The sequence below is a fragment of the Sphingomonas changbaiensis NBRC 104936 genome (assembly GCF_000974765.1).
GTDB lineage: Bacteria > Pseudomonadota > Alphaproteobacteria > Sphingomonadales > Sphingomonadaceae > Sphingomonas_B > Sphingomonas_B changbaiensis.
Genome location: NZ_BBWU01000021.1, coordinates 1 through 13,266 on the forward strand (window position 1 = coordinate 1; position 13,266 = coordinate 13,266).

Annotated in this window: 12 protein-coding genes; 4 read left to right on the forward strand and 8 right to left on the reverse strand. The window is 66.4% G+C overall.

What is annotated here, in order from left to right; genetic code table 11:
• The 6 genes from scpA to SCH01S_RS04885 form a co-directional block, all read right to left on the reverse strand.
• Nucleotides 1–1,601: methylmalonyl-CoA mutase (gene scpA, locus SCH01S_RS04860; protein ID WP_052733783.1), on the reverse strand; the 1,601-nt coding region annotated here is incomplete at its 3' end.
• A 129-nt stretch (nucleotides 1,602–1,730) separates the two neighbouring features.
• The gene (locus SCH01S_RS04865) at nucleotides 1,731–2,519 is read right to left on the reverse strand and encodes an enoyl-CoA hydratase-related protein (RefSeq protein WP_046347663.1); all 789 of its coding nucleotides are present in this window, start codon (nucleotides 2,517–2,519) and stop codon (nucleotides 1,731–1,733) included.
• A 163-nt stretch (nucleotides 2,520–2,682) separates the two neighbouring features.
• Complete coding sequence (gene mce / locus SCH01S_RS04870) at nucleotides 2,683–3,096, reverse strand: methylmalonyl-CoA epimerase (protein ID WP_046347664.1); 414 nt, start codon at nucleotides 3,094–3,096, stop codon at nucleotides 2,683–2,685.
• Nucleotides 3,096–3,545 (reverse strand): hypothetical protein, encoded by a 450-nt coding sequence (locus SCH01S_RS04875; protein ID WP_157032804.1) that lies wholly within the window; start codon nucleotides 3,543–3,545, stop codon nucleotides 3,096–3,098. Before SCH01S_RS04875 ends, mce begins: the two co-directional genes overlap by 1 nt.
• A gap of 85 nt (nucleotides 3,546–3,630) precedes the next feature.
• Nucleotides 3,631–5,157 (reverse strand): acyl-CoA carboxylase subunit beta, encoded by a 1,527-nt coding sequence (locus SCH01S_RS04880; RefSeq protein WP_046347666.1) that lies wholly within the window; start codon nucleotides 5,155–5,157, stop codon nucleotides 3,631–3,633.
• 276 nt (nucleotides 5,158–5,433) lie between these two features.
• The gene (locus SCH01S_RS04885; protein WP_046347667.1) at nucleotides 5,434–6,447 is read right to left on the reverse strand and encodes an NAD-dependent epimerase/dehydratase family protein; all 1,014 of its coding nucleotides are present in this window, start codon (nucleotides 6,445–6,447) and stop codon (nucleotides 5,434–5,436) included.
• A 148-nt stretch (nucleotides 6,448–6,595) separates the two neighbouring features.
• Here SCH01S_RS04885 and SCH01S_RS15715 point away from each other — a divergent pair, with 148 nt between their 5' ends.
• The 3 genes from SCH01S_RS15715 (at nucleotide 6,596) to SCH01S_RS04900 (ending at nucleotide 10,217) form a co-directional block, all read left to right on the forward strand.
• On the forward strand, nucleotides 6,596–7,153 hold the full coding sequence (locus SCH01S_RS15715) for a hypothetical protein (RefSeq protein ID WP_157032805.1): 558 nt from the start codon (nucleotides 6,596–6,598) through the stop codon (nucleotides 7,151–7,153).
• An 86-nt stretch (nucleotides 7,154–7,239) separates the two neighbouring features.
• Nucleotides 7,240–9,174: an acetate--CoA ligase gene (acs, locus tag SCH01S_RS04895; protein WP_046347668.1), complete on the forward strand. Its 1,935-nt coding sequence runs from the start codon at nucleotides 7,240–7,242 to the stop codon at nucleotides 9,172–9,174.
• Entirely contained in the window at nucleotides 9,171–10,217 is a 1,047-nt protein-coding gene (locus SCH01S_RS04900) for an AI-2E family transporter (RefSeq protein ID WP_046347669.1), read from the forward strand. Before acs ends, SCH01S_RS04900 begins: the two co-directional genes overlap by 4 nt.
• On the opposite strand, the gene SCH01S_RS04905 is transcribed toward SCH01S_RS04900, so the two are convergent.
• A complete protein-coding gene (locus tag SCH01S_RS04905) occupies nucleotides 10,218–11,678 on the reverse strand; it encodes a L,D-transpeptidase family protein (protein WP_245612159.1) in 1,461 nt (486 codons plus the stop codon). It abuts the gene before it with no gap.
• A 136-nt stretch (nucleotides 11,679–11,814) separates the two neighbouring features.
• Nucleotides 11,815–12,084, reverse strand: coding sequence for a hypothetical protein (locus SCH01S_RS04910; protein ID WP_046347671.1), 270 nt, complete (start codon nucleotides 12,082–12,084; stop codon nucleotides 11,815–11,817).
• A gap of 213 nt (nucleotides 12,085–12,297) precedes the next feature.
• On the opposite strand from SCH01S_RS04910, the gene SCH01S_RS04915 reads away from it, so the two are divergent.
• A complete protein-coding gene (locus SCH01S_RS04915; protein ID WP_084689396.1) occupies nucleotides 12,298–13,266 on the forward strand; it encodes a 2OG-Fe(II) oxygenase in 969 nt (322 codons plus the stop codon).

Below are 13,266 nucleotides of genomic sequence, written 5' to 3' on the forward strand. Positions count from 1 at the left end.
CGGGGCGCCGAAGGGCTCGCTTCGCTCGCGACCCCTCCACCATCCCCGGCTTGAGGCCGGGGCTGGTCCCCCTCCCCGTTCCGGGGAGGAGTTGCGGCTCCATTCCGCAGCGCCTCCAGCGCGGCCTGGCACGCCGCCTCGTCGCGCGCAGCCTTCATGCGGTTGATGCGGGCGATCTGCGCTTCCCTCACGCGGTGGTTGTCGACCTCGAGGATCTCGATCTCGCTCTCTTCCGCGGGCCGGTACTTGTTGACGCCGACGATCACGTCCTCGCCGCGGTCGACGCGGGCCTGTTTGGCGGCGGCGGCTTCCTCGATCATCGCCTTGGGCCAGCCGGCGGCGACCGCCTTGGCCATGCCGCCTTCGGCCTCGACCCGCTCGATAATCTCCCACGCCTTTTCGGCCAGTTCGTTGGTCAGCGCTTCGATGTAATAGCTGCCGCCCAGCGGATCGACGACCTTGGTGATCCCCGTTTCCTCCTGGATCACCAGCTGCGTGTTGCGGGCGATGCGGGCGGAGAAGTCGGTAGGGAGCGCGATTGCTTCGTCCAGCGCGTTGGTGTGGAGGCTCTGCGTGCCGCCCAGCACCGCCGCCATCGCCTCGATCGTGGTGCGGATGACATTGTTGTATGGGTCCTGCTCCTGGAGCGACACGCCCGACGTCTGGCAATGGGTGCGGAGCATCTTCGAGCGCTCGTCCTGCGCGCCGAGCTTGGTCATTACCCGGTGCCAGAGCAAACGTGCGGCGCGGAGCTTCGCCACTTCCATGAAGAAGTTCATGCCGATCGCGAAGAAGAAGCTGAGCCGACCTGCAAACTTGTCGATGTCGAGCCCGCTCGCCATTGCCGCGCGAACATATTCGGCGCCGTCGGCGATCGTGAAGGCGAGCTCCTGGAGCTGCGTCGCCCCGGCTTCCTGCATGTGATAGCCGGAAATCGAAATGCTGTTGAATTTCGGCATGTTGGCCGAGGTATATGCGATGATGTCGGAGACAATCCGCATCGAGGGCTCGGGCGGATAGATGTAGGTGTTCCGCACCATGAACTCTTTCAGGATGTCGTTCTGGATCGTGCCGTCCAGTTTCTCCTGAGGGACGCCCTGCTCTTCCGCCGCGACGATAAAGAAGGCGAGCACCGGGATCACCGCGCCGTTCATGGTCATGCTGACCGACATCTGATCGAGCGGGATGCCGTCGAACAGAATCTTCATGTCCTCGACGGTGTCAATCGCGACGCCCGCCTTGCCGACGTCGCCGGTGACGCGCGGGTGGTCGCTGTCATAGCCGCGGTGGGTGGCGAGATCGAAGGCGACCGACAGCCCCTTTTGCCCGGCGGCGAGGTTGCGGCGGTAGAAGGCGTTCGATTCCTCGGCGGTCGAGAAACCGGCGTACTGGCGGATGGTCCAGGGGCGGCCGGCATACATCGACGCGCGCACGCCGCGGGTGAAGGGCGCGAAGCCGGGGAGACCGGGGTCCGGGGCGTCCTCGGCCGTGTAGAGCGGCTTGACGTCGATCCCCTCCGGCGTGTGCCAGATGAGGTCGCGGCCTTTCACTTCCTTAGCGGCGAGAGCGGACCAGTCGTCCACGGTGGGTTTGTTGCTCATCGGTCGATCTCACACACCGGTTTGGGCTGAGCTTGTCGAAGCCCTCCCTTTCTTTCCACACGCCCTAAGAAGAAGGGAGGCCTTCGACAAGCTCAGGCCAAACCGGGTGTGGGTTCAACGCCCGCTGGATTACCGCCCCTTGAACTCCGCCTTGCGCTTCTGGAGGAACGCCATGCCGCCCTCCATTGAGTCCTCGGTCCCACGCATGTCGCGCTGCACCTCTGCCTCGCGCTGGAGTGCTTCGGCGTAGGAGCCGTCCAGCGCGGCGTGCAGGTTGCGGCGAATGCCGCCGAGCGCGCGGGTTGGGCCGGCGGCGAGGCGTGTCGCCAGCGCCAGCGCCTCGGCGTCGAGCGCGTCGTCGGCGACGACCTTGTGGACCATGCCCCAATCGAGCGCCTTGTCCGCCCCCACGCGCTCGCCGAGCATCATCATCTCCGCCGCCCGCGCGCGACCGATCAGGCGCGGCAGCATCCAGCTCGCGCCGCCGTCGGGCACCAGGCCGATATTGACGAAGGCCTGGAGGAAATAGGCCGTCTCGCTGGCGACCACGAAATCCGCCGCCAGCGCGAGGGAGCAGCCGATCCCGGCCGCCGCGCCGCGCACCGCGCTCACCACCGGCACGTCGAGCTCGGCCAGCGCCAGCATCGCCGGGCTGTAATGGTCGGTCAGCGCCTTGTAGGTCGCCTCGCCCGGGTCCTGCCCCGGCGCGAGGGCCCCGCCCATCAGGTCCGCGCCGGAGCAGAACGCCCTGCCCTCGCCCGCGATCAGTACCGCGCGGGCGCCGCTCAGGTCGGCGATCGCGGCGCGAATCTCGTCGAACATCGCCGGCGGCGCGGCGTTCAGCCGGTCGGGGCGGTTGAGCGTGACGACGAGCACGTCGCCGTCGCGGTGGGTGCGGATGGTTTCAAAAGTCGACATGTGCCCTCCCATTTTCCTCTCCCTTGAGGGGAGAGGAACAGCGAAGCTTGGTAGCTTGCTGCCTAGCGCAGCTAGGAGAGGGTGGTTGGCCGTGTACCACAGGAACCCTCTCCCCGCTCAGCCCCGCAGGGCTGAGTCGCCCTCTCCCCTGAAGGGAGAGGGGCTAATGTTTCGGCGTTTCCATGATCTCGGTCAGCACGCCGCCCATATCCTTCGGGTGCACGAAGAAGATCAGCGTACCGTGCGCGCCGATCCGCGGTTCGCCGAGCACCTTGCAGCCCCTCCCCTCGAACCAGGCCTTGGCCTCGTGAATGTCGGGTACTTCGTAGCAGACATGATGCTGCCCGCCCGCCGGATTCCTGGCGAGGAAGCCGTGGATCGGCGAGCTTTCGCCCAAGGGCTCGATCAACTCGATCTGGCTGTTCGGCGTGTCGACGAAGCACACTTTCACGCCCTGCGTCGGCAGATCAAACGGCTCCCGGACCACCTCCGCCCCCATCACGTCGCGGTAGAAGGCGATCGAGTTTTCGATTGAAGGGGTGGCGACCCCGACATGGTTCAGACGGCCGAGTTTCATCAGTCTTTCCACAGTTCACAGTGATTGAGATGCACGTTTGCCGCTTCCGTCGTTCCGGAAACCATACAGGTTGCGCTAACGGGCTCACCTTTTCGCAACTGCGTCATCCCGGGTGCGGCCGGGTTGTCGAACGTGAGGAATATTCCCTTATATTCGCTGCCGGTATCGAGGGTTAGGGTCATGTCATCTTGCCCGGCACTACCTTCAAGAAAGTACTGAATAATGCCGACCAGCTTGACAGGTCTGCCCTGAAATTTGCTGCGGAATAACTGAGGGTTAGCATCGAGCGCCTTTAGCAACTCGCTGCCCGTGACTATTTCAGCGCCCGTCAATCTCCTTCTGTCGAACTTAGGCGGGTCGACCACGGCAGTTTCGGGGAATACCCTCGATCGTATGAGATAATTTACATAACCGGCAGGAAAGAATGATCCGACCAGATAACCGCTCATCCCTATGAGCAAGACTTTTAGCGATATGGCGAGTCGCTCTCTCCTGACAGACGAGCGCTGCTGGATGCCAGCATCTTCAGCTATCTCAGAGGGGGATGTTATCATGCTTTTTCCACGGATTCTCGAGCTGCTTGTTGCGCAGCTTCCGTAATCCCAGCGCGATCCGCCGGCGCGTCGAGTGCGGCATGATGACTTCGTCGATGAAGCCCTTGCTCGCAGCCACGAAGGGGTTGGCGAAGCGGGCCTCGTATTCGCGAGTGCGCTCGGCGATTTCCTCCGGCGTCTTGCCGCGGAAAATGATCTCGACCGCGCCTTTGGCGCCCATCACGGCGATTTCGGCGGTGGGCCAGGCGTAGTTGAGGTCGCCGCGCAAATGCTTGCTCGCCATGACGTCGTAGGCGCCGCCATAGGCCTTGCGCGTGATGACGGTGATCTTGGGCACGGTCGCCTCGGCATAGGCGAACAGCAATTTCGCGCCGTGCTTGATGATGCCGTTATGCTCCTGCGCGACGCCGGGGAGGAAGCCGGGCACGTCGACGAAGGTGACGATCGGGATGTCGAATGCGTCGCAGAAGCGGACGAAGCGGCCGGCTTTCTTGGACGAGTTGATGTCGAGCACGCCGGCCAGCACCATCGGCTGGTTGGCGACGATGCCGACGGTGCGCCCCTCGATCCGGCCGAAGCCGATGATGATGTTGCCCGCATGCGCCGGCTGCAGCTCGAAGAAATCGCCCTCGTCGACCGTCTTCCGGATCAGCTCGTGCATGTCATAGGGCTGATTTGCGCTGGCCGGGATCAAAGTGTCGAGGCTATCGTCGGTGCGGTCCCAGGGATCGGTGGTCGGGCGTTCCGGCACATGCTCGCGGTTGGAGAGCGGCAGGAAGTCGATGAAGTCGCGCGCGGCGAGCAGCGCGTCGATGTCGTTCTCGAACGCGACGTCGGCGACGCCGGACTTGGTGGTGTGCGTGATCGCGCCGCCCAGCTCTTCCTGCGTCACGACCTCGTTGGTGACGGTCTTCACCACGTCCGGGCCGGTCACGAACATGTAGGACGAGTCCTTCACCATGAAGATGAAGTCCGTCATCGCCGGCGAATAGACCGCGCCGCCCGCACAGGGACCCATGATCAAGCTGAGCTGCGGCACCACCCCGCTCGCGAGCACATTGCGCTGGAACACCTCGGCATAGCCGCCGAGGCTCGCGACGCCTTCCTGGATGCGGGCGCCGCCCGAATCGTTCAGGCCGATCACCGGCGCGCCGACCTTCAGCGCCATGTCCATGATCTTGCAGATCTTCTGCGCGTGGCGCTCGCTCAAGCTTCCGCCGAACACGGTGAAATCCTGGCTGAACACGAACACCAGCCGGCCGTTGATCGTACCCGATCCGGTGACGACGCCGTCGCCGGGGATGCGCTGCTCCTCCATACCGAAATCGACGCAATTGTGCTCGACATACATGTCGAGCTCCTCGAACGAGCCTTCGTCCAATAGCACCTGGAGACGCTCGCGTGCGGTGAGCTTGCCCTTGGCGTGCTGCGCATCGATGCGCTTCTGCCCGCCGCCCAGCTTTGCGGCGGCGCGGCGCCGTTCCAGTTCCTCGAGGATCGTCTGCATGGGGCCGCGTCATTCCAAGCTTTGGCGCGGAAGGCAATGGCGGCGCTGCTTGCGGTTGTTCACGCGAAGACGCGAAGACGCGAAGGGAAAAATTGTTCACGCGGAGGCGCGGAGGCGCGGAGAGTCTGTTCCAAGCGACGAAGTCGCAACCAATCCCTACCGAGAGCAATTTTGCGCTACGCGCGCGCGAGATGCGCACTCCCTCCGCGCCTCTGCGCCTCCGCGCGAACCAAATCTTTTTTCTTCTTCGCGTCTTCGCGGCTTCGCGTGAACCGATCAGACGTTCACTATCCCCTGATCGATCAGGCTGCGCGCGGTGTCGACGATCGTCTCCTCCACCGGGCGCGGTTCCCAGCCGAGCACGTCCCTCGCATGCGCGGCCGTGCTGACCTTCACGCGCCCGAGCTCGCTCGCGACCTGGCCGAGCTCGGGGATGAAGCGGCCGAGAATGCGGACCATGAAATCGGGCAGGCGGCGGGTCGGCACTTTCCGTGCCTCGGGGCCGAGCCGGTCGCGCAGGATATGCGCGATGTCGATCAGCTTCAGGAACGGGCCCGAGGCGATGAAGCGCTCATCGGCAACATCGTCGGCGGTCAGGCAGCGGACGTGCAGGTCGGCGACGTCGCGCACGTCGACGATGCCGAACCCGAGGTCCGGCACGCCCGGCATCGCGCCTTCAAGCAGCTTCTTCACCGCCTCGATCGAAGGGGAGAAATCGCGGCCGAGCACGGGGCCCAGCACGGCCGCGGGATTGACGGTCACGAACGCCATCCCCTGCCCTTCGGCCTCCATCCACTCTCGCGCGGCCCGCTCGGCAATCGTCTTGGACTTGGGGTAGGCGTAGGTGCGCGGGCTTTCGAGGTTCGACCAGTCAGCCTCGGTGAATTCGGTGCGGGAGCTGTGATGGCCATAGGCGATCGCCGCGACCGACGAGGTCATCACGAACCTCTGCACGCCCGCCGCCTTGGCGAAGCGCAGCGCGCGGAGCGCACCGTCGCGGGCGGGCACGATCAGCTCATCCTCATGGCGCGGCGCGCCGGGCGGGATCGGCGAGGCGATGTGCGCGACATGGGTGCAGCCGTCGACCGCCTCGGCCCAGCCCGGATCGCTCGTCAGGTCGGCGGCGAAGAAGCGGAGCCTGGCATTGTCGACCGCCAGCCAGTCGCGCACCTCGCTCTCCCGCGTCAGGGAGCGGACGGTGGTGTTCACGTCCCAGCCTTCAGCGATCAGCTGCCGGATGGTGAAGCCCGCGATATAGCCGCTGCCGCCCGTCACCAGCACCCGCGCCATGCCCGCCTCCCCGGCAATTAAGTTGCGGATTGAGACCCGTTTCAGACCCGCCGTCAAGACGTCTGTCGTCCGGGATCGTTTCGGAGTAAAACCGATGCGTCGCGAGAAAGCGCGGCATGGGTCCGCGCCGGCGACAGGGGAGGACCACATGCGGTCATTGGCTCTCGGCAGCATCGCTGCCGCCGTCGTGATGTACGTGTTGGGTTTCGTCTTTTTCGGCCTGCTGAGCGACCTGGCATTCGATCCGCTCGATCCGGCGAACGCGGCCGCGATTCAGGACACGCTGGGCAGCAGCCTTGCGCGTACCGGCACTTACCTCGTCCCGCACGACGAAGCCGCGTGGCGCACCGGTCCCGGCGCGATGGTCAGCTTCGTGATCGCCGGCGGCGCGCCCGGCGCAGCTGCCGCGATGATCGGCGGCTTCGTCCATATCCTCGTCAGCGCCGTGCTGATCGGCCTGGGCGTGAAGGCTGTCGGCGGCGATTTCTCGCGCCGGAGCCGGGCGGTGCTGTGGCTGGGCATTGCCGCCGCGGTGATGATGCACCTCGGCGATCCGGTGTGGATGGGCTTCGGCTGGCGGTACAGCCTCTATGCGTGCGTCGCCGACGCGGTGATGTTCGTCGCCGGCGGGCTGGTCCTCGCGCGCTGGTTCACCAGCAGCGAGGCGCCGCGAGCCCCGGTCGGGGCCGCCGCCGCCGCCGAATAACAGGGACCGGGGCGGCTTCGCGCGGCCGCCCCTTGCCTTCCATCGCCCCGCCCGCGAAAGAGTTGGTAAACACGAAGGGGGTGTGGATGGCCGATCTTTATCCGGTTCCGCCGGACTGGGCGAAGCGGGCTCGCGTCAACGCCGAGAAATATGCACAGCTCTATGGCCGCGCACTCGCCGATCCCGGCAGCTTCTGGCTGGAGCAGGCGCGGCGGCTGGACTGGATCAAGCGCCCGGAAATCGCCGGCGACTGGTCGTTCCGCCAGGAAGACTTTCACATCAGCTGGTTCCCCGACGGCAAATTGAACGCATCGGCGAACTGCATCGACCGGCATCTGAAGACGAGGCCGGACCAGGTCGCGATCCTGTGGGAGCCGGATGAGCCGGGCGAAGAGGCGCGGCGCTTCACCTACGCCCAGCTTCACGCCGAAGTCTGCCGCTTCGCCAATGTGCTGAAGGCGCAAGGGGTCGAGAAGGGCGACCGCGTCACGATCTACATGCCGATGATCCCGGAAGCGGCGTTCGCGATTCTCGCCTGCGCGCGGATCGGCGCGATCCACTCGGTCGTGTTCGGCGGCTTTTCGCCCGAAGCGCTCGCCGGCCGCATTCAGGATTGCGATTCGAAGATCGTCGTCACCGCGGACGAGGGCCGGCGCGGCGGCAAGCGCATTCCGCTGAAGGCCAATGTCGATGCCGCGGCCGCGCATGCGCCGAGCCTGCAAAAGGCCATCGTGGTCCGTGCGACCGGCGGCGATGTAGCGATACAGCCGGGCCGCGACGTCTGGTATCACGACGCGGCACGCGAGGTGGAGAGCGAGTGCCCGTGCGAGCCGATGGGCGCCGAGGACCCGCTGTTCATCCTCTACACGTCGGGCTCGACCGGCAAGCCGAAGGGCGTGCTGCACACGACCGGCGGCTATCTGGTCTGGGTCGCGCTGACCCATGAGCTGGTGTTCGACTATCACCCCGGCACGATCTATTGGTGCGCGGCCGATATCGGCTGGGTGACCGGCCACAGCTATATTCTCTACGGCCCGCTGGCGAACGGCGCGACAACGGTCATGTACGAAGGCGTGCCGAACTGGCCGACGCCCAGCCGCATCTGGGAAGTCGTCGACCGGCACGGGATCGAGATCGTCTACACCGCGCCGACGGCGCTTCGGGCGCTGATGCGGGAAGGCGACGCGCCGGTGAAGCGCACGAGCCGGGCGACGCTGAAGCTGCTCGGCACGGTCGGAGAGCCGATCAATCCGGAGGCCTGGCGCTGGTATTATGACGTAGTCGGCGACGGTCGCTGCCCGATCGTCGACACTTGGTGGCAGACGGAAACGGGCGGCACGATGATCGCGCCGCTGCCCGGCGCCACCGACCTGAAGCCGGGTTCCGCCACCAAGCCGATGCCCGGCGTCGATCCGCAGATCGTCGACACCGAGGGTGAGGTCCTGCAAGGCGCGGCCGAGGGCAATCTGGTGATCGCGAAGAGCTGGCCGGGGCAGATGCGCACCGTCTGGGGCGATCATGGCCGCTTTTTCGAGACTTATTTCAGCACCTATCCGGGCAAGTATTTCACCGGCGACGGCGCGCGCCGGGACGAGGACGGCTATTACTGGATCACCGGCCGCGTCGACGACGTGCTGAACGTGTCCGGCCACCGCATGGGCACCGCCGAGGTGGAAAGCGCGCTGGTGCTGCACCCCAAGGTGGCCGAGGCGGCGGTTGTCGGCATGCCGCACGACATCAAGGGCCAGGGCATCTACGCCTATGTGACGCTGAACGCAGGCGAAGAGCCAAGCGAGGAATTGCGCAAGGCCCTTGGTCAATGGGTGCGCACCGAAATCGGGCCGATCGCGATGCCCGACGTGATCCAGTTCGCTCCGGGCCTGCCCAAGACCCGCAGCGGCAAGATCATGCGCCGCATCCTCCGCAAGATCGCCGAGGGCGACGTGTCGAACCTGGGCGACATCTCGACGCTCGCCGATCCGTCTGTAGTCGACGACCTGCTCGCCAACCGCGCGTCATGATCGACGGGGCGGGCACGGCCCAGCGCGTGCTGCGCATCGCGCTGGTGGTGGCGCTCGCGCTGCTCGGCCTGTGGGTCGCGCTGCCGTTCGTGCCGGCGCTGCTCTGGGCCGTCGTGCTCGCGATCGCGGTGTCGCCCGTTTATGCGCGGGCCGAAGCGCGGTGGCCTGCGGGCAAGGCGGTGTGGCTGCCTTTGCTGTTCACGGCCGCGATCGGCCTGGCCGTGCTGATCCCGCTCGGGCTTGGCATCGTCCGCGCCGCGCAGGAGGCGCACGACCTGGCGGCGTGGCTCGCCTCGGCGCGCGCCAATGGCGTGCCGGAGCCGGGCTGGGCCACCGGCCTTCCCTTCCCGCACCAGGCGCTGGACGATTGGTGGGTCGCGAACCTCGGCACGCCGGAGGCGGCGCAGCGCCAATTCGGTCACTTGACCGATCCAGAGATGATCGCCCGCTCTCGCACGATCGGCGGGCATGCCGTGCGCAAAGCGATCGTGTTCGCCTTCACCCTGCTCGCCTTCTTCTTCATGCTGCGCCACCAGGACGACATCGCCGCCCAGGCGCGGCGTGCCGGCGACCGGCTGTTCGGGCCGGCCGGCGAACGGATCGGCGCGCAGATGATCCGGTCCGTCCGCGGCACGATCGACGGACTGGTGCTGGTCGGCATCGGCGAAGGCGTGCTGATGGCGATCGGCTACATCGCGGCCGGCGTGCCGCACCCGGTGCTGATGGGCGCAGCGACGGCAGTGGCAGCCATGATCCCGTTCGGCGCCGCGATCCTGATCGGCCTCGCCGCGCTGATGCTGCTGGGCCAGGGCGCGGTCGGCTGGGCAACCGCGATCGTCATTCTCGGCGCAGCGGTGGTCTTTGTCGCCGACCATTTCGTGCGGCCGGTGCTGATCGGCGGCGCGACCCGCCTCCCCTTCCTCTGGGTGCTGATCGGCATATTGGGCGGGGTCGAAGCGTTCGGCCTGCTGGGCCTGTTCATCGGCCCGGCGGTGATGGCCGCGCTGATCCTGCTGTGGCGGGAACTGGTTGCGAGCGACTGATCAGCGGCTCGCGACCTGCCGCGCGTCGAACCCATCCCTGCCATAAGCATCGTCGAGATACATGACCCTGCCATTGTCGCCCGCCTGAGCGGTCAGGTAGGTCAGATAGACCGGCACCGGCCGGGGAAGCGCCACATTCTGTTCGGGCGCGTCGCTCTCCGCCACCAGGGGCTTGCCGAACAGCCATTCGCCGAGGCGTTGCGCGTCTTCCAGGCGCACGCAGCCGGAACTGAAATAGCGCGGATTCTTGTCGAACAACGCGCGCTCCGGCGTGTCGTGGAGATAGATGCCAAGATCGTTTGGGAACATGAATTTGACCTTCCCCATCGCGTTCGACGGCCCCGGCAGCTGCCGCACGCGAAGCTGCTCCGCGCCCGACGCGACCGCCTTCCAGTCGATCGCTTCAGGATCGAGCAATTGCGGCCGGGCGCTCCAATCCGACAGCGCCTCGAAACCCGCCTTCTGCAGCGTTGCGCCGCTGAACACGCCCGATGCGGCCTTATGCTGGACCAGATCGGGCGGAACGTTCCAATAGGGATTGAGAATCGCGTATCGCACCATGCCGGCCAGCAAAGGCGTCTGCTCGCTTGGCTTGCCGACGACGACCTTCATCCGCCCTTCTTCAGTGCCGTGATCGTAATAGACGAGCTGCTGGGCGGCGGTGTTGACGGTGATGTGGCGCACGTCCGGACCGGGCAGGACGCGGGCGCGATCCAGATTGAGCGCAAGCACGCGGTCATAGAAGGTCGGGCTGCGGTTCAGCGCCGCGATCGTGCCGGCGCCGGCGACACCGTCCGGCTTCAGCCCGTGCGCAGCCTGGAAATCGGTCACGGCAGCCGCAAGCGCCTTGTCGAACCGGTCGCCGGGCGCGAGGCCCAGCCGATCGCGGAGCAGGCGGACCCGCTCGCCCTTTGCACCGGCCTTCAGCATCGGTCCATCGGAGATATCGACCGGAGGCAGCCGATTCCAGCGCGCGCGGCGATCGGCAAGGGCGCCGCGCAGGCCGGCATAGGCCGGGTCCATCCAGCCCATCTGCATCATATAGCTGTCGATGTCGGTCGCGAGGCTGGCGCCGCGCAGCGCATCGGCTTCGCTCAGCTTCTGCGGAACCAGCTCTTCGTCCAGATAGCGAATCTTGGCATTCGGTGCGCGGCGGACGTCGCGGACATAGCGTGCGAATGCCTCAGACAAGGCGAGCTCTGCCCTGGCGAGTGCTTCGGGCGAGCCGTCGCGCGCGCGATCGACCGCGCCGCGCACATCCCGCACATCGTAATTTCGCGGCTCGAGTCCGTCGAGATCGGCCGATTCCAGATACGCAATCAGCCTGTCGGCAGCCGGCGAGATCGCGCCGTCTTTCACCCAGAGCGGCCAGAAGCCGCGCGCAGCATAAACGGATTTCAGCTTTCCACCGGCTTCCGACCTGATCGCGAGCGCGACGGAATCCGGGGTGGACCGGGCCATTACGGCCGCGGGCAAGCCGCCCAGCATCAACGCGGCAAGGAACGCGCCGCAAAACCTGTTGTGCAACGTATCGACACTCCGCTTCGGACGGGAAGCGAGCGCCGCCCCCGCGAAGGGACAACGCTCGCTCCGGCGATTAGATGCCGCGCTCGCCCGACGGGGCCGGCGGCGGGGGCGGAGGCGGCGGCGGCGGGCACGGCGGCGCCTGGAACGGCACGTACATCCCGTCCCTGGTGTAATAGCCGTCCACGATGCCGTTGCCGTCGCGATCGGCGGCCGTGGTTCCCAATATCGCGCCAGGCCCGACCGGCGGCGCCGGCGCGACGGCGACTTCGTCCCTGTTGGCACATGCGGTCAGGCCGCCGGCGGCAGCTGCGAGCAGCAGAGCTATGCTTAGGACCCTCATTTTCTGTCTCCCGGAACAGCGGTCCGGCGCAAGGACGTCGGCCCGCATCAGGCGAACGTCACGCAACGAGTCTCGTTCCCAAGCGGCAACGGTGTTTCGTGCCGTTTCAGCGACGGGGCGCGACGGACGGCCTCATCGTCCAGGGCCCGTTCGGGCTGGAGATCGACGGCGAACGGTGCCAAGGGGGACCCAACAGCAGATTTTCACGTCAGAATGGCCCAAGTCCCCCTCCATCCGATGCTGCAGCAGGCGGTGCAACTCTCGGTTGCGGGCCGCAATGCGGAAGCCGTGCTGATCGTCACCCGGCTCGCCGCGCAGAACCAGCCACAGGCGCTGGCGATGCTCGCCGAGATGAAGTGGCGCGGCGGAATGGTGCCGCAGGATCCGCCCGCCGCGCGCGAACTCTATCGCCGGGCGAGCGCGCTCGGTCACGCGCAGTCGGCCGAGATCACGACCAACCTGATGGCGAACGGCGTCGCGGGCCCGAGAGACTGGCAAGGGGCGCTCGCGCGGCTCCGGACGGAAGCGCGGAAAGGGGGTGGGCGCAAGCTTGCCCTGTCATTGATCGACAAGATGGCGCTGACGGATGACGGCGATCCGGCCCGAATGCCGGAGGCTCAGACGCTCAGCGAACGGCCGGATGTGCGGCGGATCGAGCGGCTCTTCACCGCGGCCGAATGCGATTATCTCCGCCAGATCGCCGAGCCGCAGTATATGCCGTCGGTCGTCAATGATGGGATGGGCCGGCAGGTGCGCGACCCGATCCGCACGTCGGATGGCGCAACCCTTCATTGGCTGATCGAGGACCCAGTCGTCCACGCCCTCAATCGCCGGCTGGCGGCCGCGAGCGGCACCAGCTTCGAGCAGGGCGAAGCGACGTTGATCCTGCGCTACAAGGGCGGGCAGGAGTATAAGCCGCATTTCGACTTTGTCCGGTCCGAGCAGAACCAGCGGTTCAAGACGGTGCTCGTCTATCTGAACCACGATTATCAGGGCGGCGAGACCGTGTTCCCGGAGATCGGCCTAAGCGTGAAGGCCCGCAAAGGCGATGCGCTGATCTTCACCAGCGCCCTTCCCGACCGATCGGTCGACCCGCTTTCCAAGCACGCCGGCATGCCGATCACCGGCGGCGTCAAATATCTCTGCACCAAGTGGATCAGGGAGAAACGGTGGGTGGCTTAG

Excerpts from the sequence above, each read along its gene's own strand:
- mce (WP_046347664.1), bottom strand. The coding sequence starts at position 3,096 with ATGAAACTCGGCCGTCTGAACCATGTCGGGGTCGCCACCCCTTCAATC.
- SCH01S_RS04910 (WP_046347671.1), bottom strand. The coding sequence starts at position 12,084 with ATGAGGGTCCTAAGCATAGCTCTGCTGCTCGCAGCTGCCGCCGGCGGC.
- SCH01S_RS04900 (WP_046347669.1), top strand. The coding sequence starts at position 9,171 with ATGATCGACGGGGCGGGCACGGCCCAGCGCGTGCTGCGCATCGCGCTG.
- SCH01S_RS04880 (WP_046347666.1), bottom strand. The coding sequence starts at position 5,157 with ATGCAGACGATCCTCGAGGAACTGGAACGGCGCCGCGCCGCCGCAAAG.
- SCH01S_RS04885 (WP_046347667.1), bottom strand. The coding sequence starts at position 6,447 with ATGGCGCGGGTGCTGGTGACGGGCGGCAGCGGCTATATCGCGGGCTTC.
- SCH01S_RS04915 (WP_084689396.1), top strand. The coding sequence starts at position 12,298 with ATGGCCCAAGTCCCCCTCCATCCGATGCTGCAGCAGGCGGTGCAACTC.
- acs (WP_046347668.1), top strand. The coding sequence starts at position 7,240 with ATGGCCGATCTTTATCCGGTTCCGCCGGACTGGGCGAAGCGGGCTCGC.
- SCH01S_RS04905 (WP_245612159.1), bottom strand. The coding sequence starts at position 11,678 with ATGGCCCGGTCCACCCCGGATTCCGTCGCGCTCGCGATCAGGTCGGAA.
- SCH01S_RS15715 (WP_157032805.1), top strand. The coding sequence starts at position 6,596 with ATGCGGTCATTGGCTCTCGGCAGCATCGCTGCCGCCGTCGTGATGTAC.
- SCH01S_RS04875 (WP_157032804.1), bottom strand. The coding sequence starts at position 3,545 with ATGAGCGGTTATCTGGTCGGATCATTCTTTCCTGCCGGTTATGTAAAT.
- SCH01S_RS04865 (WP_046347663.1), bottom strand. The coding sequence starts at position 2,519 with ATGTCGACTTTTGAAACCATCCGCACCCACCGCGACGGCGACGTGCTC.